A 26,514-nucleotide genomic window follows, 5' to 3' on the forward strand; every position below is an offset into this window, starting at 1 on the left:
ATGAGTCTTCTGCAAGTCAAGAACCTCGTCGTCGAGTTCCCCACGCGCCGCGGCACGCTGCGCGCGCTCGACGACATCTCCTTCGACATCGCGCCCGGCGAGATCCTGGGCGTGGTCGGCGAATCGGGCGCTGGCAAGTCGCTCACGGGCGCCTCCATCATCGGCCTGCTCGAGCCGCCGGGGCGCATCGCCTCGGGCCAGGTGCTGCTCGAAGGCCAGCGCATCGACCACCTGCCGCACGAGCAGATGCGCCGCATCCGCGGGCGCAAGATCGGCGCCATCTTCCAGGACCCGCTGACCTCGCTGAACCCGCTGTACTCGGTGGGCCGCCAGCTCATCGAGACCATCACCACGCACCTGCCGGTGAGCCAGGCCGAGGCGCGCGAGCGCGCCATCCAGCTGCTCAAGGACACCGGCATCCCCGCGGCCGAGCAGCGCATCGACCACTTCCCGCACCAGTTCTCCGGCGGCATGCGCCAGCGCGTGGTGATCGCGCTGGCGCTCGCGGCCGAGCCGCAGTTGATCGTGGCCGACGAGCCCACCACCGCGCTCGACGTGTCCATCCAGGCGCAGATCATCACGCTGCTCAAGACCATCTGCAAACAGCGCGGCGCGGCCGTCATGCTGATCACGCACGACATGGGCGTGATCGCCGAGACCTGTGACCGCGTGGCCGTGATGTACGCGGGCCGCATCGCCGAGATCGGCCCGGTGCACGAGGTGATCAACCACCCGGCCCACCCCTACACCCGCGGCCTGATGGCCTGCATCCCCGACATGACCGAAGACCGCGAGCGGCTGCACCAGATCGACGGCGCCATGCCGCGCCTGAACGCCATCCCCAAGGGCTGCGCCTACAACCCGCGCTGCGAGCGCGTGTTCGATCGCTGCCACGCCGAGCGGCCCGAGCTCATGGACGCGGGCGCCACGCGCGCCGCCTGCTGGCTCTCGAGCGGAGCCGCTGCATGAACGCCACCGTGAACGCCACCGTGAACGACGACACCCCGCTGGTGCGCGCCACCGACCTGGCCAAGACCTTCGACGTCTCGCCGCCCTGGCTCAACCGCGTGATCGAGCGCAAGCCGCGCCAGCTGCTGCGCGCCGTCGACGGCGTGAGCTTCGACATCCCGCGCGGCCAGACGCTGGCGCTGGTGGGCGAGTCGGGCTGCGGCAAGAGCACCGTGGCGCGGCTGCTCGTGGGCCTGTACGAGCCCACGCGCGGCGGCTTCGAGTTCGACCGCCAGGACGCGCACGCCGCGTTCAAGACGCCCGAAGGCCGCGTGCTGCGCCGGCGCATCCAGATGATCTTCCAGGACCCGTACGCGAGCCTGAACCCGCGCTGGCGGGTCGAAGACATCATTGCCGAGCCGCTGCGCGAGCACCAGATCGAGTCCGACCCGGTGAAGCTGCGCGAGCGCGTGGACGGCCTGCTGCAGTCGGTGGGCCTGAGCCCGCTCGACCGCGTGAAGTACCCGCACCAGTTCAGCGGCGGCCAGCGCCAGCGCATCTCGATCGCGCGCGCCCTGGCCACGCAGCCCGACTTCCTGGTCTGCGACGAGCCCACCAGCGCACTCGACGTGTCGGTGCAGGCGCAGGTGCTCAACATCATGAAGGACCTGCAGCGCGAGCGCGGCCTGACCTACCTGTTCATCAGCCACAACCTGGCCGTGGTGCGCCACGTGAGTGACCAGGTGGGTGTGATGTACCTGGGCCGCCTGGTGGAACTGGCGCCCAAGCACACGCTGTTCGAGCAGCCGCGCCACCCCTACACGCGCATGCTGCTCGACGCGATCCCCAAGATGCACGACACGGGCCGCGCGCGCACACCGGTGCAGGGCGAGGTGCCCAACCCGCTGAACCCGCCCAGTGGCTGTGCCTTCAACCCGCGCTGCCCGCACGCCAACGAGCGCTGCCGCAACGAGCGCCCCGCGCTGCAGACCCTGGGCGGCATCCGCATCGCGTGCCACGCGGTAGCAGAAGGGCGGATACGATGAATCAGTTAAGCCAGCCGTCGGCAACGTCGATGGCGAGCTTACCGGTAACGCCGCCAGCCTCCAGCGCCTTATGTGCTACAGCCATCTCGCTCACAGGCCAGACACGATCAACGACCGGACGCAACTGGCCTTGTTCGACGAGGTAGGCGAGGGTAGCCAGGTTCTCGCCCAGCTTCTCCGGTTGCCGCTCGTACTCGAGCGGTGCGGTCATCATGTTGTAGTGAACGGTGATGCTTTTCATGAAGGCCCCGCTGCGCAGCCCGTCGATGGCCGAAGGCACGATGCACACCACCTGCGAAAGCGGTGCCATGGCGGACATGGTGACGTTCATGTTGTCGCCACCCACGGTCTCCAGGGCCACATCGAATCCACGTCCCTGCGTGCTTTCCAGAAGACGATCGGCATAGTCCTCGGCGCGGTAGTCGAGGCAGGTGTTCAGACCCAGGCGATCGCGGCAGAATGCCAGCGATTGCGATGAGCCGCAGGTCACCACCGGGCGTGCGTTCAGCAGCTGGACCAGCTGTGCGGCCACGTGGCCCACACCACCCGCGCCGCCGTGAATCAGAACGGTCTGGTCTTCCCTCAGGTTGGCACGATCCACCAGTGCTCCCCAGGCGGTCAGGCCAACCAGTGGCAAGCTGGCGGCCTCGACGTGCGTCAAGGCCTTCGGCTTTCGAGCGATGACACGGTGATCGACGGCAATGAATTCCGCATTGGCTCCTTGGCGCATCAGGCTGGGGCAACCGATGACCTCGTCGCCGACTTGCCATCCCGCGACCTTGCTGCCGAGCTCCACGATGCTGCCTGAAAAGTCGTAGCCCAGCACCAACGGAAATTCGCGTGCAATCGAACGTGCACTGGACGGGCGACGTGCTCGCAAGTCCGCGGGGTTCACCGAAGTGGCGGCCACACGCACCAGCACGTCGTGAGGGCGCAGTGTGGGCATAGGCATATCGCAGACGCGCAGCACGTCTGCGCTTCCGAATTCGAACTGGGCAATGGCCCGCATGGGGGTCTCCTGTTGGCAATAGGGGGCAAGTGGTGTTCTGGCCAGGGCTTATGCCGACCGCGTGATCTCGGGCACGGCCTCGAAGAGGTCGGCCTCCAGGCCGTAGTCGGCCACGCTGAAGATCGGGGCTTCGGGGTCCTTGTTGATCGCGACGATCACCTTGGAGTCCTTCATGCCGGCCAGGTGCTGGATGGCGCCCGAGATGCCCGCGGCGATGTAGAGCTGCGGCGCCACGATCTTGCCGGTCTGGCCGACCTGCAGGTCGTTGGGCGCGTAGCCCGCGTCCACCGCGGCGCGGCTGGCGCCGATGGCGGCGCCGAGCTTGTCGGCCAGCGGCGTGATGACCTCGGTGAACTTCTCGGCGCTGCCCAGGGCGCGGCCGCCCGAGACGATGATCTTGGCCGCGGTGAGCTCGGGGCGGTCGCTCTTGGCGATCTCGCTGCCCACGAAGGTGCTCTTGCCCGAATCGGCCACGGCGCTGGCGCTCTCCACGGCGGCGCTGCCACCGCTGGCGGCGGCGGCGTCGAAGCCGGTGGTGCGCACGGTGATGACCTTGACCTTGTCGCCGCTCTGCACGGTGGCGATGGCGTTGCCCGCGTAGATCGGGCGCTCGAAGGTGTCGGCGCTCACGACCTTGGTGACGTCGCTGAGCTGCGCCACATCGAGCAGCGCGGCCACGCGCGGGGCCACGTTCTTGCCCGAGGCGGTGGCGGGGAACAGGATGTGGCTGTAGTTGGCGGCCAGTGCGATGACCTGCGCGGCCACGTTCTCGGCCAGGCCGTGGGCGAAGCCCTCGGCGTCGGCGTGGATCACCTTGCTCACGCCGGCGATCTGGCTGGCCGCCTGGGCGGCCGCCGCGGCGTTGTGGCCCGCGACCAGCACGTGCACCTCGCCGCCGCATTGCGCGGCCGCGGTCACGGTGTTGAGGGTGGCGCCCTTGATGGCGGCGTTGTCGTGTTCGGCAATAACCAGTGCAGTCATTTCAGTGCGCTCCTCAGATCACCTTGGCTTCGTTCTTGAGCTTGCTCACAAGGGTGGCCACATCGGGCACCTTCACGCCGGCGCCGCGCTTGGGCGGCTCGCTCACCTTGAGGGTCTTGATGCGCGGGGCCACGTCCACGCCGAGGTCCTCGGGCTTGATGGTCTCCAGCGGCTTCTTCTTGGCCTTCATGATGTTGGGCAGCGTCACGTAGCGCGGCTCGTTCAGACGCAGGTCGGTGGTGACCACGGCGGGCATGGCCACCGAGAGCGTCTCCAGGCCGCCGTCGACCTCGCGGGTCACTTTGGCGTTCTGGCCGTCGATCTCGACCTTGCTCGCGAAGGTCGCCTGCGGCAGGCCGGCCAGCGCGGCCAGCATCTGGCCGGTCTGGTTGCAGTCGTCGTCGATCGCCTGCTTGCCCAGGATCACCAGGCCGGGCTGTTCCTTGTCCACCAGCGCCTTGAGCAGCTTGGCCACGGCCAGCGGCTGCAGTTCGGCATCAGTCTCGACCAGGATGGCGCGGTCGGCGCCGATGGCCATGGCCGTGCGCAGCGTTTCCTGGCACTGCGCCACGCCGCAGGAGACGGCGATCACCTCGGTGGCCGCACCCTTTTCTTTCAGGCGCACCGCCTCTTCCACGGCGATCTCGTCGAAGGGGTTCATGGACATCTTCACGTTGGCGATGTCCACTCCGCTGCCGTCGCTCTTCACGCGGACTTTCACGTTGTAGTCGACCACGCGCTTGACGGGGACGAGGATTCTCATGCGTGAGCCTCCTGTGTTGATCCGGGCGGCGGTCCGAAAACGCTGGCCCGCAGCCGTTCAACGGCCATGAGCATGGACGTGCTCTCCAGTGAGGAGGTATCGCCCAATGCCTGGTTTTCGAGTGCGCGGCGCAGCATGCGCCTCAGAACCTTGCCGTTGCGTGTTTTCGGAAGCATTTCGATCCAGTGGATGGAAGCTGGCGCGAATGGCTTGCCAAGCCCGGCGCGAACAGCGGTTGCCACCGCCTGGGCCAGTTCGGGCGTTGCCAGCGATGGCGATTCGGGCACGACCACCAACACCAGCCGCTGGCCCTTGACGTCATCGGAGAGGCCAACGGCCGCGATGTCTCGGACACCCTGGATGCGCGCCACTTCTTCCACCTCGGCCGGCCCAACACGCTTGCCGGCGATCTTCAGTGTGTCGTCCGAGCGCCCCTTGATGAAACTGTGGCCATCCGCGTCTTGCAGCAGCAAGTCGCCATGGGTCCAGACGTCGGGAAACTGCGACCAGTAGGCATCGAAGTAGCGCTCTGGCTCTTGCCAGAAGCCATGCGTCATGCCGACGAAGGGGCGGCGAATGACGAGCTCCCCCACGGTGTTCCTGCACGGAAGACCCGCGTCGTCGTAGGCGACCACATCGGCCGCCAGCGATGCCGCGTTGAAGCCCGAGGCTTTGATCGGGCGGGTGACCACGTTGCCCAGGATGGCGCCCGAAACCTCCGTGCCGCCGGTGTAATTGATCACGGGGGCACGGCCGTTGCCGAAGTCGTTCAGGTACCAATCGAAGACATCCTCGGGCAACACCTCGCCGGCCGAGATGAGAACCTGCAAGTCGGACCTCGGTGCACTCAGACTGCTGTCGGCGTTCTGCATGAGGCCCCTGAGCAGTGTCGGCGAGGCACCGAAATGGGTGACCTGATGCCTGCCGATCATGGCCCCCATGCGGCTCCAATCGGGGTGGTCGGGTGCGCCGTCGTAGCACACCAGTGTGGCCCCCAGGCACAGCGCACCCACGATGGTGATCGGGCCGACGATCCAACCCAGGTCACTGGGCCAAAGCCACCGATCACCGGATTTGAGATCAAAGTGATAGGCGCTGTCCTCGACGATCTTGACTGGAAAGCCACCGTGGGTGTGAACCGCGCCCTTGGGGCGTCCTGTGGTCCCCGACGTGTAAACGATCATGAAAGGATCGTTGGCCCCCATGGCTTCGATCGAATCGATTGATTGATCGCGTCCCACGTCAGACCAGGGCATGACCGCTTTCCCGGCGATCGAGCGCGCAGGAGCCTCTGTCGTGATGAAAACCACGCGCAAAGCGGGCAACTGGCGCGTGACGAGCACCAGGCGCTCCCACAGATCGGTGGTTTGGCCTCGGCGAGTGAGGTGTCTATCGGTGATCAACGCCCGCGCATCGCAGGCCTGCAGTCGAGCCACCATGGCGTCGGCCCCGAAGCCCGTGAACAGCGGAACGGCGATGGCGCCAAGCGCGCTGATCGCGAGGAACGCCACCACCGCATCCTTGCCCATGGACAACATCAGTCCGACCCGGTCGCCGCGGCGGATACCGCTGGCGCGCAACCCTGCAGCCTTGCGCAAGGCCTCTTGCCGAAGCTCGAAGTAGCTCAGCTGCTGCACCCGGCCGTCCTCCTGCTCACAGATCAATGCGATCTGGTGCCGACCAGCGTCACTCTCGCCGCGGCGCAAGGCGTTGTGAACCCAGTTCAGTTCGCCTCCAGCGAACCAGTGGGGCAGCCGCGGATCGCAACCCTCGGCGATCAGTGCGTCAGGCCAGCGGAACCACTCGAAGCCCAAGTGGCGCATCGCGGTCTGATGAAAGCGGAACGTGTCGTCCAACGAGAGCCGGTGTAACCCGTCGTAATCGCGAACGCCGAGCATGGCGCACAGGGCGTGAATGTTCGAACGCTCGATCGTCTGGGGGGCGGGCGTCCAGGCGAAGTCAGTGCCAGCACTCATCGATCGCGCTCCTGATGCAGCACACGAAACTGCGGCTTGCGCTTTTCCGCGAAGGCGGCGACTCCCTCCCGAGACTCGGCGCTGCCATAAAAGAGCGCGAGCGCCTCGAAACCAAGTGCCGACACCGCGCGAAGATGCTCGGTATCGGCGTTGAACGAGCGCTTGGCGATGGCGATGGCCGTTGGGCTCAGCGCAAGAATCTCGTCACACCACCGCTGCACTTCGTCGTCGAGTTCGTTACGAGGAACAACCGCGTTGATCCAGCCCATGGCCAGGGCTTGATCGGCGCTGTATCGCCGGCACAGGAACCAGACTTCGCGGGCGCGCTTTTCACCGAGAACGCGCGAGAGCAAAGCGGTGCCGAAGCCGGGGTCGACGGAGCCCACCTTGGGGCCGACTTGCCCGAACTGTGCATGGTCGGCGGCGATCGCCAGGTCGCACACCGTCACCAGGACGTTGCCCCCGCCGATGGCGTAGCCGTTCACCTTGGCGATCACGGGTTTGGGAACGTCGCGGATCAGGCTCTGCAGTTCGTCCACCGGAAGCCCTATCGCTCCGCGCCCCCCGTAGCCGCCGTCGCTGTGTGAGGACTGATCGCCACCCGTACAGAAGGCCTTGTCGCCCGCGCCCGTCAGGACGATGACGCCGACGGATCGATCGGCGCCTGCCTGTCGAAAGGCGTCGAGCAGTTCCTCGATCGTCTGCGCACGGAAGGCGTTGTATTTTTCTGGTCGGTTGATCTGAATCTCGGCGACGCCTTTGCGCCGATTCACGGTGATGTCTTCGTATTTCATGCTTTCTCCGCAATGTCTTCCACCGTGGCATGGGCACCAGCGATCAGGTCATCGACCGCAATGCGCATCAGGTGTCGGGGCGTTCCGCCCCCGGTAATGACGCTTCGTCGCAAGGTGATCTTGCGATCGATCACGACGGTCGTGGGCTTGTAGAAGCCCATGGGCGCAACGCCACCAGGCAGGTAGCCGGTGTGCTCGATCACCCGGTCGTGCGAGCACAGACGCAGCGAGGTGGAGCCCATGAGTCGCTGCAGCTTTCGGCGGTCGACCCGGTCCGAGCCCGCCAGCACGGCCGCGACCACAACCGCGTCGTCCTCGAACAGCAGGGTTTTCACGATGTCTTCCACGGGGCAGCCGACCTGTTCCGATGCCGCGCTTGCCGTTGGCGCTTCGTGATCGAGTTCGATCAGCTCGAAGACAAGCCCCTCCGTGCGGCCGTGGCGATCCAAGGTGTGCTGATTGCACCGTGTCGTGGGAGCAGCGGCGGGCGCAGTTGTCACAGTCGACTCTCCACCACCGACAGCGCCTCGTCCAATGCCTCGAGTCCGGCATCGAGCTCGTGCTTTTCGATGGTCAGCGGCGGCGCGATGATCATCACGTTGTAGCGGCCATAGGCATGAACGCCGCGTTTGAGCAGTTCCGTATAGAGCGTTCGCATGGGGCCGATCCATCGGGGTGGTGCCAGCGCACCAGGGGCTCCCTGGTTTCCCGGTCACGCACCAGTTCGATGCCGAAGTGAGCACCCAAACCGCGCGCGTCGCCGATGATCTTGTGGCGTTCGCGCAGTTGCTGGAGACCGGTGTTGAGCCACTTCTCGATGGATTTGGCCCGCTCGAACAGGCCTTCTTCCAGATAGACCTCCAGCGCAGCCAGGCCGCCCGCGACAGCGAGCACATGGCCCGCGTGTGTGTGCCCGACATCGAAGAGATGGGTGTCGAAGTGACGCGCCACCTTCTCCCGCACCAGGACGCCGCCCAGGGGGGTGTAAGAGGCGCTTGCACCTTTTGCAAAGGTGATCATGTCGGGTTGAACGCCCACGCGCTGTGCCGCGAATGGCGCGCCACAGCGCCCGAACCCCGTCATGATTTCGTCGAAGACGAGCAGGATGCCGTGCTCGTCACAGAGTTGGCGCACACCCTCGAGATAACCCCGCGGATACAGCACGAGACCACTGGATCCGGTGACCGGTTCGATCAGGATCGCGGCGACGTTCTGTGCGCCCTCATGCGAGAGCACCATCTTCAGGTGATCGAGCGCCCGCTGTGCCTCCTCGGGGCCGTCGGTGGTGTGAAAGGGGCTGCGGTAGGGATAGGGCGCCACGAACTTGGCGAAGCCGGCGGGGGCGGGAATGGGGTCGCGCCAACGGTCAACGCCCGTCAGTGCGCTCGAGCCCAGCGTACTGCCGTGGTAAGAGCGGTAGGCCGTGAGAACCTTGGACCGGCCGGTCACCAGGCGCGCGATCTTCACCGCATCGTCGTTCGCTTCGCCACCGCCGCAGGCGAAATGAACCCGCAGCCCCTCTTGCCACGGGGAAATCTTCTGCAGCAGCTCCGCATAGCTGGCGCGCACATCATTGAAGTAGCTCGAAGCGGTCCAGCAAAGGCGCTCGGCCTGCGCTTGAATGGCTTTGACGACTTTGGGGTGCCCGTGTCCCAAGGAGACGGCGACATACCCACTGGTGAGATCGAGAAATGCCTTGCCGTGCTGATCGTAGAAGTACGAGCCCTTGGCGTGGGTGATCACCGGGGGATTGAGATTGCCTTGAACCGACCACGGGACCAGCACCTGGCGGTAGCCGGCGCCGAGTTGCTCTGTGCTCAGGCCCTGAATTTGAAGATCCATCGTCTGCCTTTCGTTGTGAATGAGAACGAGGGCTAAGATAATTGACCCAAAACCCGCTCGCAAACGAAAGCTTTTGCCCTCTTAGGGTTAGTTTTATTGAGTCATATGTCTCGTCGAATTCCTCCGCTTCTGGCTGTTCGGGCGTTTGAGGCCGCAGCGCGCCAAGCCAGTTTCTCGAAGGCGGCAGAAGAGCTGTTCGTGACCCCGGGTGCGGTGGGTCATCAGATCAAGCTTCTGGAGGCGTCACTGGGTGTGAAGCTCTTCGAGCGTGGGCCGCGATCGGTTGCGTTGACCGACGTGGGGCGCCGGTACTTCGGGGAGGTGCAAGCGGTGCTGGAGCGCCTGGAGATCTGTTCGGAAGATGTTCGTCGGACCGCTCAGTCCAATGAGGTGACATTGACCGCCATGCCCTCGTTCGTCACGCGCTGGCTCATGCCCCGCCTGGGGCGCTTCCAGGCCAGCAACCCGGACGTCGAGGTGCGCTTGCTGGCGTCGGTTCCCCCCGTGGATTTTTCCCGGGATCGCGTCGACCTCGCCATTCGCCTGGGCGCGGGCAACTACCCTGCCATGCAAGCGGTGGAGATCATGCGGGAGTACTTCCTGCCCGTTGCCAGCGAAGCGGTCGCCGCACGTGTGGGGGCCAAAGGCGGCCCCACGCGGCTGTTCGAAGCGGGTTTGCTGCACGACGAGTATGAAGTGCGCATCCCCGATCAAATCGACTGGCCGCGGTGGGCCCGGATGCGCTTCGGTAACAGTGTTGCAGACGCCAAGTGGAGCCGTGGCATGCATTTCTCGCACTCTTACCTCACGCTGGACGCGGCAACCGCGGGCCAAGGTGTGGCGATGGCGTCGTCGGTGCTCGCAGGAACGGCCCTCATGGAGGGCAGCCTGCTGCCGCTCGATGAGCGATGGCTGCCCGGACCATATGCCTACCGTTTGCTCTACCCGAGAGACAGGCCCCCGAGCGAGCGGGTTGAGCGCCTGGCCCAATGGATCGAGGCCGAAGCGCGCGCGTTTCTGGAAGGCTTGAACAAGCGATTCAAGCTTCCCATGGGGTGAGGGCCTTGGTTCAGGCCGCCTGCGGCGCGGTTGCACCCGTGTCACGCAGGGGTGCCAGCACGCGTCGCAAGAGTTGCTGATTCATGCCGCTGTGAGGCCTTTGTGCCAGCCGCTCACGCACCAATGCCTCGGCCACCGAACGCTTGCCACTGCGCAAGGCGGCCTCCATCAGGGTGAGGTCGATCACGTCGCGTTGCGCGTGGCTGCCTCCGAATCGGTTGGAAATGGAGCGTGCACGCCATAGCGACTCGATGGCATCGCCGAACCGGCCGCGCCAGAATGCGGCAAAGCCCGACACCAGGTCTGCACCCGTCTCACCCGCCCAGCGAGCGGCTTCGCTGCCTTGCCCTGCGGCACGCAGACGGGCCTCAAGCTTTTGTACATCGGCCATGCGATCTGCACCCAGCCAAGCCATGGAAGCGTGCCAGTCGTTGAAGGCGTAGCTGTGGCCGTCAGCGTGAGCGTTCCAGGCATCACCGAGTTCGTGCCAGCGGTCCCCAACGTCATGTCCCGCCAGCTGAAGCCTCCACAGAAGGGCAGAGGCATCGACCATGTCCGCCGCCACCGCGCTGCGGCTGGCGCGAATGGGTCCGTCGTAGAGCCTGAACACGGCATCGATCTGGCCGAGCTCCAGGTGACACAGCGCGCGATGCCACCAGTTGTGGATCTGGAAAAAGTTGTCATCACCGCTCCAGTGTGGCTCGCGCGACATTGCCCAACCCACGCCGTCCTCATGGCGGGCCTGCATTTCCATGACGTGTGCGACCGCGTGATGGGCCCAGCAGTCCCGCGCCTCGAGCTGGATTGCAGCGCGCCCCAGGTCTTCGGCTTGCGCGTATTGGCCGTTCTCTTCGAGACCGAAAGCCAGCATGCCCAGCAGGAAGTGACGGCCCGGTGTGTCGGCCGACCATTGCGGCAGGGTACGCGCAATGCGGTCGCGCAGATTGCGGGCGTTGGCGCGAAAGAAGTCCACCAGATGTCCCACCTGGAGAGCCACGATGTCGAGTGGCCATTCCGTGTGATGGTGGTCGAGGCGGTTTGCCGCCGCCGACCATTTCCCGGCGAGGATGTGGCGTGCTGCGACGAGATGCGACTGTTCGCGTTCGTTGAGAGGCCAATCGGCCACCTCGGCCAGCAACTCACGCGCGGCTTCGGATGCTTGCGGCTCGGTGGCCACTGCCATCAGATGCACCTTCAACAGTGCGGCCATGGCGAATCGCGGCGCTGTGGCCAGCGCTGCGTCGAGGGCGCCGATAGGGTCGCCCCTGTAGAGGTTGAAAGCGTTGACCGCTTGATCGAAATGTGCTGCCGCTTCTCGGCTGGCGCCAGTGAGGGAGAGCCCCTGCGCGTCGGTAATCATGTTTTTCACTCCGTGGTCTTTTCAGGTCTTTCAGCGCCGCTGCTGCGCGCCGAATACACAGCAGCGATGCTGCGTTCGCCACTTTAGGAACCTTGGTTCGCGATTACCATCCTCGCCCCGCCGAGTTTTTTAGCCGAGCCGCCGGACATGTCCAACTTCGACGCCACCAGTGCCCTGAGCGACATACTGCGCACGCTTCGCTTGCGGGGCGGAGTGTTCGTAGAGGCCGAATTCGGTGAGCCTTGGTGCGTGCTGTCTCAGGTGGGGCCCGAGGACTGTGGTGAGTTCAGCCCCTTGCCTCGGGAGGTGATCGCCTACCACTATGTTTGTGAAGGCGCGATGTCACTGCGCGTGGAAGGTGATGCCGATGCCGTCGAGCTGCGTGCAGGCGATCTCGCCATCTTGCCGCGCAACCATCGCCACCGATTGGGCAGCGACCTGACCGTCACGCCTCTGTCGGTGGAAGAAATCGAGCATCAGGCTGCAGGGGGCGGTTTGATGCGCGTCATGCACCCCGGACAAACTCGGGGGGCGCGCTTCTTCTGCGGCTACCTGGGTCATGACAATGTCAACGATCCCTTGATCCAGGCGTTGCCTCATGTCCTTCATCTCTCCGTTGGCGATGCGACGTCTGCCAACTGGCTGGAGAGCTCCATGCGTTTTGCAGCACAGCCGCAGAGCGCACCCCACGGCTTGACGCCCAGCGTACTCAGCCGTCTTGCAGAGCTTCTCTTTGCACAGGCCGTACAGCAATACGTTGAACTTCAACCCGAAGGCAGCACGGGCTGGCTCGCCGGACTTCGCGATGCCAGGGTGGGACGCGCATTGGCACTTCTGCACGCTGATCATCAGCGCGCGTGGACCACCGAGGAATTGGCACACAGCGTGGGTGCGTCCCGTTCGACGTTTGCCGAGCGTTTCACCTCGCTGGTGGGTGAGCCGCCAATGCGTTACCTGGCGAGGCAGCGCATGCGCCATGCGGCGCAGCAACTCCGCGAATCCGATGAGCCGATTGCGCGTATCGCTCAAGCCGCGGGCTATGAGAGTGAGCCAGCCTTCCACCGAGCCTTCAAGCGAAGTTTCAAGACTTCGCCAGCTGCATGGCGGCGTGAACAGACAGCAACCCATCTGTTCGGACGAGCGCGACCGCCTTGAGAGATCACCTTGACCGAGACAGCCCAGGCTTTGACGTTCAACGAGAAGCTTGATGCCGGTCAAGGGAGGTCGCTGGAGGCGGAGAGCACCCACCTCCGCAAGCTGCTGACCCACTCGATGCTTGATCGACGCGATGCGCGAGGTGCCCCATAGAAAGCCGCGGAGGCACGTTGGGGGGCGTTCGGCCGTTGCGGGATCTGGGTCTGAGCGAACGCCAGGTGCTGCGGCTGGTGGGCCTGTGCGCCAGCACGGTCAGAGGGACGAGGCCGAGATCTGCCGACGTCCATCTGTGTCGCTTCATGAAGCAGCGGTGGCCGACTTTGGAAGGTACTGCGTCACGTTCGCAAGGGCGCGCGACACATAGGCCTCCTTTTCTCCGACGGGTGCGACGTAGTGCATCGCGCTCCTGGCGGCCTCGATGCCCTCGATGCGGGCGATGATCCAGGTCGCGAGGTACTGAGACGCGAGGCAGCCTCCGGCCGTGGCGACGTTGCCGCGCGCGAAGAACGGTTGGTCCAGCACGCTCACGCCCGCCTCGAGCACCCATGGCTTCGTCGTGAGGTCCGTGCAGGCGGATACGCTGGCCAGGAGCCCCAACTTGGCGAGCACCAGTGCGCCCGAGCACTGTGCGCCGATCAACTGTCGTGCGGGGTCGAGCCGAAGTTGCGACATGAGCGCGGCGTCGGCCACGACCTCGCGTGTCTGTATGCCGCTGCCAACGATGACGGCATCGGCGGCGCTGGCGTCTTCGAGCGAGGCTTGGCGTTCGATCACGACACCGTTCATGGAGCATACCCGCTCCGTCGGGCTGGCGATCGACACGCGCCAGTCCGACCGTTTGATGCGGTTCAGGATGCTCAGTGCGATCAACGAGTCCAGTTCGTTGAAGCCTTCGAAAGTGAGGATGGCGATGTGCATGACGGGTACTGCCGTGGCGATGAATCGTTGATCGGGCGTGATGCTAGATCGACGATTCAGTACGATCAAATAATCGTCATGGATACGCTTGCGCATGCCAATCGCCCGCTACAAGGAACTGGTTGACCGTTACGCCGCGGAGATTCGTGCAGGCCAGCTGGCGCCAGGAACCCGCCTCCCGACGCATCGGGCCCTCGCGACCCGCGAAGGTCTGGCGCTCGTCACGGCGTCTCGCGTGTATGCGGAGCTGGAGGCAATGGGGCTGGTCAGCGGCGAGACGGGCCGGGGAACATTTGTCCGAGAAGCCACCCTTCCGCGCGGCCTGGGTATCGATCAGCATGCGGCGGCCGCCGGCGTGGTTGATCTGAACTTCAATTACCCGGCTCTGCCGGAACAGGCAGATCTCCTCCGCACAGCGCTTCGGCAGATCGCGGCATCGGGGGACCTCGAGGCGCTGTTGCGTTATCAGCCGCATGGCGGTCGCCCACACGAACGCGCGCTGGTGGCGGAGCACCTGGGGGCCCGGGGGTTGAGCGTGACGGGCGATCAGGTCCTGATCGTCGACGGTGCGCAGCATGGTCTGGCGACAACGGTCATGGCCTTGTTGCAACCTGGGGACGTCGTGGCCGTGGATGCGCTGACCTACCCGGGCTTCAAAGTACTGGCCGAGCAGCAGAGGCTCGAACTCTTGCCGCTGCCTGATTCCGGCCAGGGTCCGGATATCGATGCGCTGGACTCCGCGTGCCGGCGCCGTCGGGTCAAGGCCGTCTACGCGATGCCGACCCTGCACAACCCGCTTGGCTGGGTCATGAGCGCTTCGCGTCGGCGGCAACTGGTGGCGGTCGTTCGCCGCCACGGTCTGCTGTTGATCGAGGATGCCGCCTATGCCTTCCTCGCCGACGATCCACCCGAGCCTTTGGCTGCCCTTGCATCGGACTCGACCGTCTATGTCTCCGGACTCTCGAAGAGCGTTGCCACGGGGCTTCGCGTGGGGTTTGTTGCCGCCCCGACGAAGTGGATTCCGCGCATCGCGCGCGCGATACGCGCCACGACATGGAACACCCCGGGTGTGATGACGTCCATCGCCATCGGCTGGCTGGTCGACGGCACGGTAGATCGATTGGAGGCGGAGAAGCGCCAGGACGCCGAGACGCGACAGGCACTGGCCTCCGAGGCGCTGCAAGGTCTGCGGACCTTGCGCCATCCGGCGTCGTACTTCCTCTGGCTGCCGCTCCCGCAGGATGTGCGCGCCGACCGAACCGCAGGAGCACTCATGCGGGCTGGCATCGCGGTGTCGACAGCCGAACCGTTTGCCACGACCGATCATGTCCCGCATGCCTTGCGACTGGCGCTCGGCTCTGTCCCACACGACGATCTGAAGCGAGCCCTTGCGCGGGTGCGTCAAGAGGTCGAAGCGCCAACGCTTTGACCTCTGTCTGCCGCGGCCCAATGGCCGCGTTGCGCCGAGGTGAACGGTGGTCCGCTTGGTGCCAACGGCAGCCTGCTGCAGTCAGATGTCCGAAAGGCCGCTATCGCTGCAATGTGGAAGTTGTCGAAGCAATTGAACTGGCTGCACATCCCCGGCAGCGGTCAGCCCGCGCTGCCTTGAGATCACCTCGAGTAGCGCAGCGGCAGACCAGGCTCCCAACCGCGGCCGCGGTCGTCAATCTGGATCGGGCGAAGTTCCCATTTGGCGAGAAGTCACCTGTTGGCGGCTTGAGAGCGCAGCTGCCGGCACCTTTGAGAGCAGTGAGAACGGCCTCAGCCCTCCGGCAACCCCGCGCCACGCCTCGCATTCACCCAACAAAAAAGCCCCTGCACTGCAGGGGCTCCAGACTCGCTGGCGGAGAGAGAGTCTGTCAAACGCTAGGCGCTGAGCGGTTCCCAGCCGTAGCACTGCATCAACCCCCATTTGCCCCCCCGCCACGGGGCTGCTAAGGGCTCGGCGGAGCCCCGTGCCACTTGAGCAGCGGCGATTTGACATTGCCCACCGTCCATTGCGACGCGGATATCATCTTTCGGGCTGGCCTAGAGGAGCCTCAACTAGGCTTTCAAGCAATCGATCGAACCTGCCTTGCTTGCCGCATGTCCGAAGATCCGATAGAGGCTGCGCTATCGCGACTGGCTCGCGACTGTAGGAGTCTTGAAGAGTTCAAGGCGCGTGTCATTGCGTCTTATGGTCAGGCGCAGCTTAATCACGCGCTTTCAATCGCGAAACACCTGGGGCGGTTCGAGTCGATGTCTACGGTCCAAGGCACGGCAAGTTCAGGTGAAAACCAGTCGCCTTCCGCCATTTCGCAAGAGGGAGTAGCAGTGCAGATCCGATCGTTTTTTCTAGGCGCGACCAAGATCGCAGTGGCCATAGTGGTGTCTTTCGTGGTGCTCGCGGCGCTTGCCTTCGGGGTATGGAAGGTGTTCGATGCTCAGAGGATCAAAGAGGAGGAAAGCCAAGCAGTTCTGCGGGAGTGGACGTCGCAGACAAAGTCGTTCTTAGGATTCGATGTCTCGGCTAAGACAAAGTGGCTCGACAGTCGCGTGTATGTATCCGTTCACCTCAGCGACGCTCCTCACTACATGGTCGACGCTCCACTTCGAGAAGAGAATCTTGGCAGAGGAATCTTTGTTCAGTTCACTGACGCTGATGGGTTCAAAGTATTCGAACACTTGGTGAAGCTGTCGGACCTCAGCCGCAACGTGGACAACGAAGGCAAGGCCATTGGATTTGAGACTCAGTTTGATGAGTTCATGCCCATTGATGCATACAAGCGAGTTCAAGGCTTCACAGTTCGATGGAACCTCATCACAAAGATGTCTCAGCCTGCGCCGGAGCCGCGTGAACCTCCGCGCCCGGAGCAAGCAGGGGCCGACCACTGCGCACCAGGTTTGACTCGCGCCGAAAGGCTGAAGCGGTTGTCACGGTTCGGTCAGGTTCGCGAGACAGGCCTTGGCGAGTATTCGGCTGGTGCACGCTCGGTGACTTTCTTGAGTACCGGTGAACTGCTCAACTGCCGATGAGGCAGAAGTGACTCGCGCCACCTAGCCGTGGTCCTCACTTCAGCGTCGATTGGCTGGGCCGACCAGCCGTTGACACGCGCGACCTGGCGATAGTCCACCGTCAGTTCGTCTTGCTCTTGGATATCGCGCAGGGCCACCATTGCGAGGCCATTGGCGACAGCCTCAAAGGCGCAGTTTGGCATGGGGGAGTGATTGGTTCGTCGCCCAGCGACAGTGCGGCAATCACCAAGCCTTGCAAGTGCTACTACTTCGCCCGCTCGGATTGAGCGGAGGCAGAACAGACCGACGCCCTCAACCGGCGAAGGCCGGACCTCGAATTTGTCGAAGCATGCGGGCATGTCGGCATGGTCTGACATGTCCTCAACGACCGCGCGGACCCCTGCCTCTGTAAAGCCGTACTCCGCCAGGATTGTGGTCCCCTCGATTTCCTGAGCCTGTCAGAAGTAGAGGTTGGGTTGGCGCGTGGCGTGATCCCGCAAATTCAGAGCAGACCAGCAGTCGTGACGCAAGAATGGCAAGGGTGCCTTGAGACCCCTTGCCGCCATGAATCTTCCAGCTCCTCACGCTATCGCCCGTGCCGAGAAGCGCCTGGGCAACTGCATCCGCCAATGCCGGCGCCGCCGCGGCTGGACCCAGCACGAGTTCGCGTCACAGATTGGCACCTCCATCGGCTTGGTTCGCCGCATCGAGCGTGGTGGATCGAGTGTCTCTCTGTTGATCGTGATGCGTGGCGCGCTGCACCTCGGATTGCTTAGGGAGTTCAACCGGCTGCTGGCCATCCGGCATCGGCAGTACCGCGACAGGCGTGGCCGCTGCGGACATTCGACGCCGCGCCCGGCCGTGGTGGCTGCGCCTGAGCAGGCGACGGTCGACGTCGTTGCGCCGCCTGAAAACCCCCAGCAGCTGCTTCATGAGTCCCAAGCTCGCCTGTTGGATCACCTCACGGTCCACCTTGGGCATACGTCTCTGGTGCTTGGGAGCCTCAAGGTCTATGCGCAGAACGACGAGTTGTTTTCCGAGTTCGCCTACGACGTGAGCTGGCTGAGCAGCCCCCGCTACTTTCCCGTCTCACCCGACCTGGCCCATACGGCAGCGCCTCAGCGGTTCACGCCGCTGCAGGGGGAAGACCTCAACGTTTTTGCAGCATTGGCAGAGACCGCGCCGTCCGGCTTCGGGCTGCAGGTGATGAGCAAGGCCAGCGAGATTGGGCTGCTCGGGGCGTCTAATTGGGAGGGTAGGGCGCTTCGTGCTCTGGAGGGATTGAAGGCCGTGCCCAACGTCGTGCGCCTGGGCGCCCTGCGGCTTGTTTCGTCAGGGGAGTCCCCAGAGGAACTCTCTCATTCTCGCCGCACGCTCCCCCGCGAATCAGATCTGCCTTCCCTTGCTGCGGCTGTTCACGCCTTTGAGGGCGGGACCGTGAGCTCTGCGCAACTGCAACTGCTGATGACGAGCGCCACCGCTCTTGGCGGCTCACGCCCCAAGGTCACTTGGTTGGGCAGGGACAACGACCTATGGGCTGCAAAACTCCCCAAGCGCTTCGGTGACTCTCTGCCCAATCGCTCAGAGGCCTTGGCCATGTCGCTGGCCGCGATGGCCGGGATCGACTGCGTCACTGTCACTCTGCGGCACTCGCCGTCAGGCCCCTTCCTGATCGCACCGCGGTTCGACCGGGCAAGTGACGGCAAGCGCAAGCCCGTTCTGTCCGCCCGGAGCATGCTGCACGCCAACGAGTGCGATGTCATCAGCCCACTGGAGCTCCTGGGTGTGATGCGCGAGCGGTGCCTCGATTTCTCATCAGACGCCCGCGAGCTGTGGCAGCGTCTGCTGTTCATGTGCCTCATCCGTCAACCGGGCGATGAGTTGCGCAAGATCAGCTTTGTCTACGCGGGGAACGGGCTGTGGCGTCTTGCGCCGGCGTATGGCCTGCGCCTGCATTCCTTCTCGATGCAGTCGTTGAAGGCGCAGCAGGCAGCTGGGTCAGGGCTCGAGATGAGGCTCTTGCCCTTGATGAAGGCGTCAAGCGCATTTGGCATGGAGCCTAAGCTGGCACTTGATCAGTTGCGCTGGCAGCTCAATGTGCTCGCGCGTTGGAGGGATCAGGCGGGACAGTTGTCGGTGGGCATGAGCCAGTTCGACATGGCGCAGTTTCAGCACGCCATGACCCAGACGGCCATTGAGGGTGCGACCCTTGCCGCGAAATGTTTGCGGGAGCTCGACATCGCTTAGCCATAAGGTCTAAAGCCCAAGCCGGACGGCCTCAAGCGTTTCCGTCCGCCTGATTCGCCGCGTTAGGCGATCGACGCCAGCAGATTCACGATCGGCGCGTCCTGGGGGCTTGTGAGGGCCTCGGTCAGCTGCGTTGATGGCACGAGCATCACCGCCTGCGTCTCCCAGCCCATGTCCGCCGGGTTACCCCCGACCCGCTCGGCGAGGTAGTAGCGGGTGTAGCTCTGGGTGCGAGGAACGTCGATGAGGTGCCTGATCAGCCTCACTTGCAGTCCGCTCTCTTCGAACACCTCCACCAGGGCCGTCGCCTGGGCCGACTTGCCGTCCATCGTGCCCTTCGGAAACGTCGCCTGGTAGCCTGCAAAAGCGTTGCTGGGCGCCACGACCCAGATTCGGCCGTCAGCCTCGCGGATGACCGCACCGGCGGCCTTCTTGTAACCCTTAGGAACCTCGAAGGGCGGCTCGACAATCGATTGGCTGACTGCCAGGGCTTCCCAGCCCTCGTCAGAGGTGGGGGCGTCTGACCAGCGCCTGATTGCGATGCCGTTCACTGAGGCCGGCATTTCGCCCTCGGGCACCACGCAGGCAGTAGCGCTCGGATCGGACCAGGCGGAGAGGGGCGTGGGGCTGCTGGGATTCTTCAGCCGTACAGGCGCACCTTGATCGTCGGGCCTGGGGTGAAAGACAGGCGCGCTCATGAGGAACCTGCCCCAGCCGACCGCGTACGGCCGCGCTTGGTGGGGGTGCTCGTGAACACGTTGGGCTCTTGCTGGAGCCGGTAGAGGACATCCCACACCCCGTGATACAGGTGAGCCCGGGCAGCACCCTGGCGCTGCTTCACGGCATCCTTGAAGTTCGAATAGTCAAGGTGCTCAATAAGTCGCGCCATGGCGGCAGCAACCGCCGATTGGGGCGCAACCGCCCTAAAGCGGTAGTCATTGACCGAGCTCTCCTGAATCGGGCCCAGTTCAGCGAGGTACTGCGCTTGCAGCGCTTCCAGATCCGAGCGCACGCGGGCGCGGACGGTCAATGTCTTGTTTTTGATGTCCGTGGGCTTGCGAACCACGCTGAAGAACCCGATGGGGGTGATGAGCCACATGCTGGCGCTCCCTGAAATGACGAATGGCCCCGTGGCCGAGCGCGACCAAAGGCCAGTGACCGCCATGATGGACAACACCGCTTCCGCAAGCCACAGGCGATAACCCTTTAAGCGGGCACGGCTGCCACCAGCAGTTCGGTGCCGAGATGCTCAGGTCTTGGTGCGCTTGAGCCGCTTGTAGCGCAAGAGTGTCAGGCGCAGCAGCTCTGGCAGGTCCATCTCCAAGCCCAGCGACAACTTGTGCAGCACGGTGAGCGAGGGCTGGTTCTGCGCCAGCTCCACCTTGGCCACGAACGTGCGGTTGACGGCTGCTCGGTGGGCGAGCTCTTCCTGGGAAATGCCCAGTTCGCCCCGGCGCGCCTTCACCTCCGCCGCGAAGGCCTGCATGAGGTCGGGGTTCTGGGTACTGCGCACCGCCGCACTGTCATGCGAAAGTACTGTTTACACACCCGTATATATGGTACAAAACGCGCCGCCTGAAGGGGACTCGAACCCATTCAATTCAGCGTGAAGTCAAGGCCTGCCATGAGGCACTGGCCAGACCCCAACCAGCGGGAGCGTTCTTTGAGATCACATCTTTCACACTTGGTGGCGGGCGCTGCCATGTTTGCCGCGCTTCTCGGCGCGCTGCAGCCCGCCCCGGCTCGAGCAAGCGGAGAGCCATGGGCCATTGAGTACACCGAGCGCCTGGGCGCGCAAAGCGCCTATTGCTTCGGCAAGAGCTGTCGCGCAGCGGAGCAGCAATACGCCGCCAAGCTCCTGCGCGTCTGCATCAACCGAGATCCGAAGACCGCTGGTTTCTTTACGCAGGGCGACTGGGTGGTTTCGGTGGGGCCGGACGGGCCTGCAACTTGCCGCGAGCGACTGCATGCGGACCCGGCCAAGAAGATCCTGTATCTGCAGGCGAACTTCCTTGGCGGTACCCGGTTGGATACCCGTGCGCCTGCGACCATTCGATGCGAGCCCAACCCATCGGGTCAGGTGGAATACAACCCATGCGAGTCCACCTTTTTCACCCCGAACCCGTCCAACCCGCGGTTCATGTTCCTGAACGGTGATGCGATTCACCGTGTGGTTCGTGATGCCAAGGTGGTTGACAGCATCGAGCGCTACTTGCGCGAGGAGGACATGCGGCGCGCCGAGCAGCAGCGCGCGCAATACCTGGCAGATTTTCAGAATGCCAAGGGGTCGCTGATCGCGCTGCGCGCTTTCGAGCAGAAGTACCGGGGGGATGATCCTGACCAATTGATCGAGCAGCTAGCCGATGTAAAGCGTGAACTGCAGCTGCAGGAGTACCGCGAGCGGTATGCCCAGGTCAACTCCACATCGTCAATGCTGGCGTTCATTGAGGACTACCGGGACAACGATCCCGATGGCAAAGTGCCTGGCGTTCGCCGTCGTCTGGATGCGGAGTTGCAGCGCCAGCGAGACCTGGAAGCGGCAGAGACCAAGCGCAAGGAGGCGGAAGAGTTGCAGAGCCAGCTCGCCGAGATCGAGCGCGACATCATCTGGTGCAAGCGGCGCACTCAGGCTGCGAGGCAAGTCATTGCCCGCGAGGAGGAGATTGGGCGAATCTCGGGTTTCGTGAACAAACGGCTGATGCGAGAGGCTGGGGAGCAAATCGTGGCCTGTGAGGAAAACAACCCCAAGCGCTTCGCGGAGTACCAACGGCGCGGCGGGCGCAAGAGCTACGCTCAGCTGCAGTGATGTTCGGGCCCGGTGGGCGGTCTTCGGGACGCGGCAGTCGCTTCTCTGAATGCTGCCGATTCAGTTCCGCAGCGGCTGACAGTGAGCAACTTCTGGTTAAACGAGAGCACGTGTTCCCGCGGGGATTTTCCGCACCGTCCCATAAACGGATCCGCGACCTCCTTCTTTCCGCTGTGAGGTAGCACGCTACCTGAACGAATTGGACCGTTCACCGGTTGCGATGAATGGCGATGCGGTTGATCAGAGGCTCGTGGCGAGGATCCCTACTTCATGAATATCGGATTGGTGCCGCCGCAGCTAGACTTCCGCAATCGGCCATAAGCGGTCTGCCGCAAGTCAGACTCGTCAACCGAATCATATGCTTCTCGTCATGCCCAAATTTTCCCGGGGAGGCGCATCTTTGTTTCCGAAGTACTTCGCTCGCGTTTGCTGGCTAGCACTACCAATCCTCCTTCTCGGGTGCTCATCCTTGCCAGAGGTGGAAGGCCTTAAGCAAGTCACAAAGCCCAGATGCATCGTCATTAGCTCACCCTTCTTGATAACGTATCAGCCAACTCGGCACGTTCGTGGCCTATTGCCCGGAACCTACTCAGCTGTTCTTGAGAACGAGCTCGGGACCTTCTTCAAAGGAAGCGGGCGTCTCGTCGTGTACGGGGCGCATCCCTCGCACACCGCTGACAAGAAGTACCACTTTTTTAACGGCGGATTGTGGATACCTCGTCAGCCGAATCAGAGCATTCGTTTCTATTCGTACTTCGAACCAGAAAGCTACACAGCGCCAAGTATCGAAGCGTACATGGCGGCGACTCGCCAACCACCTGCCCTACCAGACGCAAATGAACGAGCTGTTCAAGCGGTTGCATCAGGCGCTCCCGTCGGACCAGCAGTCACGGGTAACGTCGTGGGCAACGCCGTTGTGGCGGCGCTCATCGAAGGAGGCCGTGGCGAAGTGACGCCTTGGGTTCAGCATCCTGAAGATGCGGAGCTGCAAGTATTCCGAACGAAAGTCATCGAGGATGAATCGGGACGCCCGTGCAGTGAGCCGCGAGTTCGCTAGTCGCGAATTCAGTCGGTGTTTGTCACGCTGACGTCAGATGACACTTGAGGTCCGCTATGGGCCCGTAGCAGTCCGTTTCGACGTGTGTACGAGCGACCGCCTTGCGGCCATGCTGTCACCGGCTAGTTCTTCGGCACTCGCGCGAGGCCTTGGCACCTAAGACCGGCGCCACCTTCACATAGGCCAGCTCGCTGATCAGCTCCACCAGGGTCTGCGTCACGATCACGGCGGGCACCCACGGCACGGCGCCGGGGATGGCCAGGCCCAGGGGCAGGACCACCAGGGAATTGCGCGTGGCCGAGCTGAACGCCACGGCCCGGCCTTGGTCGGGCGGCAGGCGCCACAAGCGGGCCAGACCCCAGCCGAGCAACGGGGCCGCGATGGCGAATGCCACGTAGATCGCGGCGACCTGGCGCACGGCATCGAGTGCCTGGCCGAGCTGCGGCGCGACGGATGCGACAACCACGAACAGCACGGCAGCCGTGGCCGGCACGGGCATCAGGCCGAGCCATCCGACGACGCGATCCCCAGCCGTCGAGCGCGCGGCCCACGCCTGGCAGATGGCCGCGAGCGACAACGGCACCGCGATCAGCCAGATGAAGGCGTGCAGGAACGGTCCCCACTGCACCAGGCCTGCGGCTGCATCACCCATGAACAGGCTCAGGTAGACCGGCAATAGCACCATCTGCGCGGCCAGCAGCAGCGGCGTGGACGCCAGCAGCGGCTTGGCGTCGGCCTTGCCCAGATGCGCGAAGGTCACCACGTAGTCGATGCAGGGCGTCAGCAGCACCAGCAGCACGCCGATCCGCAGCAGCGGGTCTTGCGGCATCCAGGGCAGCAGCACGGCCACCAGCACCGGCACCATGACGAAGTTGGCCAGCAGCAGCGCGCCAAGGAATCGCATGTTCGACAGCGCACGCCGCAGCTCGGTCAGCGGCACTTGCAGAAACGTGACGAACAGCATGAAGGCCAGCAGGGGGTCAATGGCCGGTGCCATCGCCGTGGAGGCCGGCCACTGCCAGGCCACGATGCCCGCGAGCATCACGGCGGCGAAGTAGATCGCGACCTGGCGGATTTCGAGAAGGGAGCGCAGGGAAACAAGGGTCATGCGTGCGTGTAGGAGGCTATGAGGCGGATTTGGGGCCGCAGCCGCAGCCCCCGGGAGGCAGGGTGCACGCGGCTGGCGTGGATGCGCTGGAATTCTCGCAGCCAGCCTTGCGCCCTCGCCTTATCCACACGACGGCACCGACTGAGGCGACCAGCACGATGGCAATCAGCAAGTTCACGACCGTGCCCAGCTCCAGGCTCCAGCCGGCCAGCAAGGCGGCGAAGGCGGTGCCGCCGAGCAGCGGCAGCATCAGCGGGATGGAACAGCAGGCGGCGCACGCGCCGGCAACCCCCAGAACGGCAAACAAGGGCTTCTTCATCGTCAGCTTTCAAGTATGCGGATACATTCCGCACATCTGAATCTAAAAGCTCAAGCAACTTGAGATGCAAGCCCTGACGCCAGAACAGTATTTGTCCATCGGCACTGTGGCCCGCCGGGCGGGCCTGGCTGTCTCGGCCGTCCGGTACTACGAGGAGGTCGGCTTGGTGGCACCCGGTGCCCGCAGCGAGGGCGGGCACCGCGTGTACCCGCCGGCCGTGGTGGACGTGCTGAACCTAATCCGGCATTGCCGCGATCTGGGATTCAGCGTCGATAACACCCGGGCGCTGCTGGCCCTGGCCGACAACGCCGACCGGGACTGCCAGGACGCACGAGACATCGCCGCGTCGCACCTGGGTGCGGTGCGGGCCAAGATGATCGAGCTTCGGCAGTTGGAGCGCAGCCTTGCGCGCTTCGTGCAGGACTGCGATCAGGAATGCGCGGGCGGGCCGGCTGCGCAATGCTGCATCTTCGAGGACTTGCGCAAGGAGCGACGGAAGGCGCCACCCAACGGCGGATGTTGTTCGGGGTGAGTGCGACGTGGTGCCCGGGCCAGGCCCCCACTAGATGCTGAGCAGGGTTCGTAGGGCTCTCGACAGCTATCCTGGCGCTACAACCCCTACGACTGCTACACGCCCGAGAACTGACCTTCGACCAAGCGCGACGAATGGCTGCAACTGGCCGAGAGCAGACGTCAGGTCGCAGCTCTGTCCCGCCCTCTCTGTCCAACGGAGTCTCATTCCGCCGGTGTACTTCTAGAAGGCGTCGGTCAACTCTGGCATCGGCATTGGCCTGCAGGCCAGACGGACTGCTGTCCGACATTGATCCGATCACTCGTCAGCTGGTGCGTCGTCGGAGCTAGGAACCTGCCTGATCTGCCGTTCGATGTCGTCTGCGAAAGTGGAGCTGCCCGTCACGCACAACTCCCTCTGCCAGTTTGTAGCTCTTGCCGTCTGCGTCCTGTCCCATCAGATCCATCGTCATGCCGTCCGGCAGGGCGCCGATTGGGCTGGCGTTGTTGAGGATCTGCAGGTCGGTATGAATCAGCCTGTTGATTCGAAGGTCGCCGGATCCAGGTGAGCCTACATAGGCCGGTGACCGCTTCACTCCGACCCTAGCTTCAAGTTTCGACCCAAGGCAGCTCTCCGCCAGCAATTTCCAGTGTAAGTCAGACCGGTCCAGGCAAGCCGTTTGCAGCAAGAAGCGCGACACGAGCCTCATCCAGCACCTCGACCAGCTCGTTCACAACAAACTGCCGGCTCTCGATGTCAAGCCAAGCTTCGCCTTACAGCACATGAGCCAGCCGGTAAGCCCGCTCCAGCAGGGCGGCGGCCGCAAGCAGCTCCGGTTGTCCGCTCATGGTCTGTCAGTGGGCCTGGACCAGGTTGGCTGCGCCCAGACCGATGAAAACGATGAAAAGTGCCTTTTGGAACGCTGGGCCGGCGAGGCGGCCGCGAAGCACCTCCCCAAGCCTGAGTCCGCCGAATGCACCGAGCAAAGCCCCGCACACCGCGATGGCAACGGACGACGAGACGGACCCGAGCGGCGCGGACATCTGTATTCTCACTGCGAGTGAGAGGGTGGCAACGGTGAATGACAGCCCCAACGCTTGCACCATCTCATCCTTGCTCAGCCTCAGCGTCTGCAAGTAGGGAACCCAAGGCAAGACAAAGACAGCCGTGAGGGCCGTGACAAACCCGGTGGTCGTGCCTGCAAGCAGGCCGAGCCATTTGCTCGAAAGCGAAAGATCGGGCAGGCGGGGTCGCCACAGGCCCCAAAGGCCATAGGCCACGAGGATGCCGCCGAGCCAGCCCCTGGCCACTTGCGCAGAAACGGCTCCTCCAAGACCCGGTGCGCTGACGGTCACGATCGCTATCGCCAGCCAGCCTGGCCACAGCCGGGCAGCGAGCGCGCGCAGGTGAGGGCCACGGCACTGCGCGACGTTGGTCGCCAACGAGGGGATCACGAGCAGCGCAGCCGCTTGCACCGGTGGCATCCACAAGCCCAGCAAGCTGATGGCCACCGTGGGCAGCCCCATGCCGGTGATGCCCTTTACGCTGCCAGCGAGCACAAAGACCATGACCACCATCAAGAGCTGCAACATGTCCATGCCCGATGGTGCCGGCACAGCGC

The 26,514-nt window shown here is 64.1% G+C and carries 25 protein-coding genes; 9 read left to right on the forward strand and 16 right to left on the reverse strand.

Annotated features, from left to right (window positions below; all coding sequences use genetic code 11):
* Both G9Q37_RS00660 and G9Q37_RS00665 read left to right on the forward strand, forming a co-directional pair.
* Positions 1 to 969 (forward strand): ABC transporter ATP-binding protein, encoded by a 969-nt coding sequence (locus G9Q37_RS00660; protein ID WP_166223077.1) that lies wholly within the window; start codon positions 1 to 3, stop codon positions 967 to 969.
* Positions 966 to 1,994, forward strand: a complete 1,029-nt coding sequence (locus G9Q37_RS00665) for an ABC transporter ATP-binding protein (protein WP_166223080.1) — start codon at positions 966 to 968, stop codon at positions 1,992 to 1,994. The genes G9Q37_RS00660 and G9Q37_RS00665 overlap by 4 nt, the downstream gene beginning before the upstream one ends.
* 1 nt (position 1,995) lies before the next feature.
* Here the strand turns inward: G9Q37_RS00665 and G9Q37_RS00670 are convergent, their stop codons facing one another.
* The 7 genes from G9Q37_RS00670 to G9Q37_RS00700 form a co-directional block, all read right to left on the reverse strand.
* Entirely contained in the window at positions 1,996 to 3,003 is a 1,008-nt protein-coding gene (locus tag G9Q37_RS00670; protein ID WP_166223083.1) for a quinone oxidoreductase family protein, read from the reverse strand.
* Positions 3,004 to 3,051: 48 nt separating this feature from the next.
* The gene (locus tag G9Q37_RS00675) at positions 3,052 to 3,984 is read right to left on the reverse strand and encodes an electron transfer flavoprotein subunit alpha/FixB family protein (RefSeq protein ID WP_166223086.1); all 933 of its coding nucleotides are present in this window, start codon (positions 3,982 to 3,984) and stop codon (positions 3,052 to 3,054) included.
* Positions 3,985 to 3,997: 13 nt separating this feature from the next.
* Positions 3,998 to 4,747, reverse strand: coding sequence for an electron transfer flavoprotein subunit beta/FixA family protein (locus G9Q37_RS00680; RefSeq protein ID WP_166223089.1), 750 nt, complete (start codon positions 4,745 to 4,747; stop codon positions 3,998 to 4,000).
* Positions 4,744 to 6,723, reverse strand: a complete 1,980-nt coding sequence (locus G9Q37_RS00685) for an AMP-binding protein (protein ID WP_166223092.1) — start codon at positions 6,721 to 6,723, stop codon at positions 4,744 to 4,746. The genes G9Q37_RS00680 and G9Q37_RS00685 overlap by 4 nt, the downstream gene beginning before the upstream one ends.
* Entirely contained in the window at positions 6,720 to 7,517 is a 798-nt protein-coding gene (locus G9Q37_RS00690; protein ID WP_166223095.1) for an enoyl-CoA hydratase-related protein, read from the reverse strand. The genes G9Q37_RS00685 and G9Q37_RS00690 overlap by 4 nt, the downstream gene beginning before the upstream one ends.
* A complete protein-coding gene (locus tag G9Q37_RS00695; protein ID WP_166223098.1) occupies positions 7,514 to 7,966 on the reverse strand; it encodes an aminoacyl-tRNA deacylase in 453 nt (150 codons plus the stop codon). Before G9Q37_RS00695 ends, G9Q37_RS00690 begins: the two co-directional genes overlap by 4 nt.
* Positions 7,967 to 8,111: 145 nt before the next feature.
* Complete coding sequence (locus G9Q37_RS00700; RefSeq protein WP_240936466.1) at positions 8,112 to 9,359, reverse strand: aminotransferase class III-fold pyridoxal phosphate-dependent enzyme; 1,248 nt, start codon at positions 9,357 to 9,359, stop codon at positions 8,112 to 8,114.
* Positions 9,360 to 9,464: 105 nt separating this feature from the next.
* Here G9Q37_RS00700 and gcvA point away from each other — a divergent pair, with 105 nt between their 5' ends.
* Complete coding sequence (gene gcvA / locus G9Q37_RS00705) at positions 9,465 to 10,418, forward strand: transcriptional regulator GcvA (protein ID WP_166223101.1); 954 nt, start codon at positions 9,465 to 9,467, stop codon at positions 10,416 to 10,418.
* A gap of 10 nt (positions 10,419 to 10,428) precedes the next feature.
* Here gcvA and G9Q37_RS00710 read toward each other — a convergent pair whose 3' ends face one another.
* Positions 10,429 to 11,778, reverse strand: coding sequence for a tetratricopeptide repeat protein (locus G9Q37_RS00710; protein WP_166223104.1), 1,350 nt, complete (start codon positions 11,776 to 11,778; stop codon positions 10,429 to 10,431).
* A 147-nt stretch (positions 11,779 to 11,925) separates the two neighbouring features.
* Here G9Q37_RS00710 and G9Q37_RS00715 point away from each other — a divergent pair, with 147 nt between their 5' ends.
* Complete coding sequence (locus tag G9Q37_RS00715; protein ID WP_166223107.1) at positions 11,926 to 12,933, forward strand: AraC family transcriptional regulator; 1,008 nt, start codon at positions 11,926 to 11,928, stop codon at positions 12,931 to 12,933.
* A 297-nt stretch (positions 12,934 to 13,230) separates the two neighbouring features.
* Here G9Q37_RS00715 and G9Q37_RS00720 read toward each other — a convergent pair whose 3' ends face one another.
* A complete protein-coding gene (locus G9Q37_RS00720) occupies positions 13,231 to 13,851 on the reverse strand; it encodes a DJ-1/PfpI family protein (RefSeq protein ID WP_166230817.1) in 621 nt (206 codons plus the stop codon).
* Between the two features lie 94 nt (positions 13,852 to 13,945).
* Here G9Q37_RS00720 and G9Q37_RS00725 point away from each other — a divergent pair, with 94 nt between their 5' ends.
* The gene (locus G9Q37_RS00725; protein ID WP_166223110.1) at positions 13,946 to 15,280 is read left to right on the forward strand and encodes an aminotransferase-like domain-containing protein; all 1,335 of its coding nucleotides are present in this window, start codon (positions 13,946 to 13,948) and stop codon (positions 15,278 to 15,280) included.
* A 656-nt stretch (positions 15,281 to 15,936) separates the two neighbouring features.
* Positions 15,937 to 16,866, forward strand: a complete 930-nt coding sequence (locus G9Q37_RS00730; protein WP_166223113.1) for a hypothetical protein — start codon at positions 15,937 to 15,939, stop codon at positions 16,864 to 16,866.
* Here G9Q37_RS00730 and G9Q37_RS22005 read toward each other — a convergent pair.
* A complete protein-coding gene (locus tag G9Q37_RS22005) occupies positions 16,776 to 17,222 on the reverse strand; it encodes an SET domain-containing protein-lysine N-methyltransferase (RefSeq protein WP_166223116.1) in 447 nt (148 codons plus the stop codon). The two genes, G9Q37_RS00730 and G9Q37_RS22005, sit on opposite strands and share 91 nt — an antisense overlap.
* 187 nt (positions 17,223 to 17,409) lie before the next feature.
* On the opposite strand from G9Q37_RS22005, the gene G9Q37_RS00740 reads away from it, so the two are divergent.
* Positions 17,410 to 19,092, forward strand: coding sequence for a HipA domain-containing protein (locus G9Q37_RS00740; RefSeq protein WP_166223119.1), 1,683 nt, complete (start codon positions 17,410 to 17,412; stop codon positions 19,090 to 19,092).
* A gap of 62 nt (positions 19,093 to 19,154) precedes the next feature.
* Here G9Q37_RS00740 and G9Q37_RS00745 read toward each other — a convergent pair whose 3' ends face one another.
* From G9Q37_RS00745 to G9Q37_RS00755, 3 genes are all read right to left on the reverse strand, one after another.
* Positions 19,155 to 19,790, reverse strand: coding sequence for an NUDIX hydrolase (locus G9Q37_RS00745; RefSeq protein WP_166223122.1), 636 nt, complete (start codon positions 19,788 to 19,790; stop codon positions 19,155 to 19,157).
* A complete protein-coding gene (locus tag G9Q37_RS00750) occupies positions 19,787 to 20,191 on the reverse strand; it encodes a hypothetical protein (protein WP_166223125.1) in 405 nt (134 codons plus the stop codon). The genes G9Q37_RS00745 and G9Q37_RS00750 overlap by 4 nt, the downstream gene beginning before the upstream one ends.
* A 150-nt stretch (positions 20,192 to 20,341) precedes the next feature.
* Positions 20,342 to 20,605 carry a helix-turn-helix domain-containing protein gene (locus G9Q37_RS00755; protein ID WP_166223128.1) on the reverse strand — a complete coding sequence of 88 codons (264 nt, stop codon included), beginning with the start codon at positions 20,603 to 20,605 and terminating at the stop codon, positions 20,342 to 20,344.
* 189 nt (positions 20,606 to 20,794) lie between these two features.
* Here G9Q37_RS00755 and G9Q37_RS21790 point away from each other — a divergent pair, with 189 nt between their 5' ends.
* Complete coding sequence (locus G9Q37_RS21790; protein ID WP_240936467.1) at positions 20,795 to 21,898, forward strand: coiled-coil domain-containing protein; 1,104 nt, start codon at positions 20,795 to 20,797, stop codon at positions 21,896 to 21,898.
* Between the two features lie 1,172 nt (positions 21,899 to 23,070).
* On the opposite strand, the gene G9Q37_RS00770 is transcribed toward G9Q37_RS21790, so the two are convergent.
* Both G9Q37_RS00770 and G9Q37_RS00775 read right to left on the reverse strand, forming a co-directional pair.
* The gene (locus G9Q37_RS00770; RefSeq protein ID WP_166223135.1) at positions 23,071 to 24,063 is read right to left on the reverse strand and encodes an arsenic resistance protein; all 993 of its coding nucleotides are present in this window, start codon (positions 24,061 to 24,063) and stop codon (positions 23,071 to 23,073) included.
* A gap of 16 nt (positions 24,064 to 24,079) precedes the next feature.
* Positions 24,080 to 24,382 carry a hypothetical protein gene (locus tag G9Q37_RS00775; RefSeq protein ID WP_166223137.1) on the reverse strand — a complete coding sequence of 101 codons (303 nt, stop codon included), beginning with the start codon at positions 24,380 to 24,382 and terminating at the stop codon, positions 24,080 to 24,082.
* 64 nt (positions 24,383 to 24,446) lie between these two features.
* On the opposite strand from G9Q37_RS00775, the gene G9Q37_RS00780 reads away from it, so the two are divergent.
* On the forward strand, positions 24,447 to 24,914 hold the full coding sequence (locus G9Q37_RS00780; protein WP_166223139.1) for a MerR family transcriptional regulator: 468 nt from the start codon (positions 24,447 to 24,449) through the stop codon (positions 24,912 to 24,914).
* Positions 24,915 to 25,747: 833 nt separating this feature from the next.
* On the opposite strand, the gene G9Q37_RS00785 is transcribed toward G9Q37_RS00780, so the two are convergent.
* Positions 25,748 to 26,491, reverse strand: coding sequence for a sulfite exporter TauE/SafE family protein (locus G9Q37_RS00785; RefSeq protein WP_240936468.1), 744 nt, complete (start codon positions 26,489 to 26,491; stop codon positions 25,748 to 25,750).
* Positions 26,492 to 26,514 lie beyond the last annotated feature (23 nt).

The sequence above is a fragment of the Hydrogenophaga crocea genome, assembly GCF_011388215.1.
Classification (GTDB): domain Bacteria; phylum Pseudomonadota; class Gammaproteobacteria; order Burkholderiales; family Burkholderiaceae_C; genus Hydrogenophaga; species Hydrogenophaga crocea.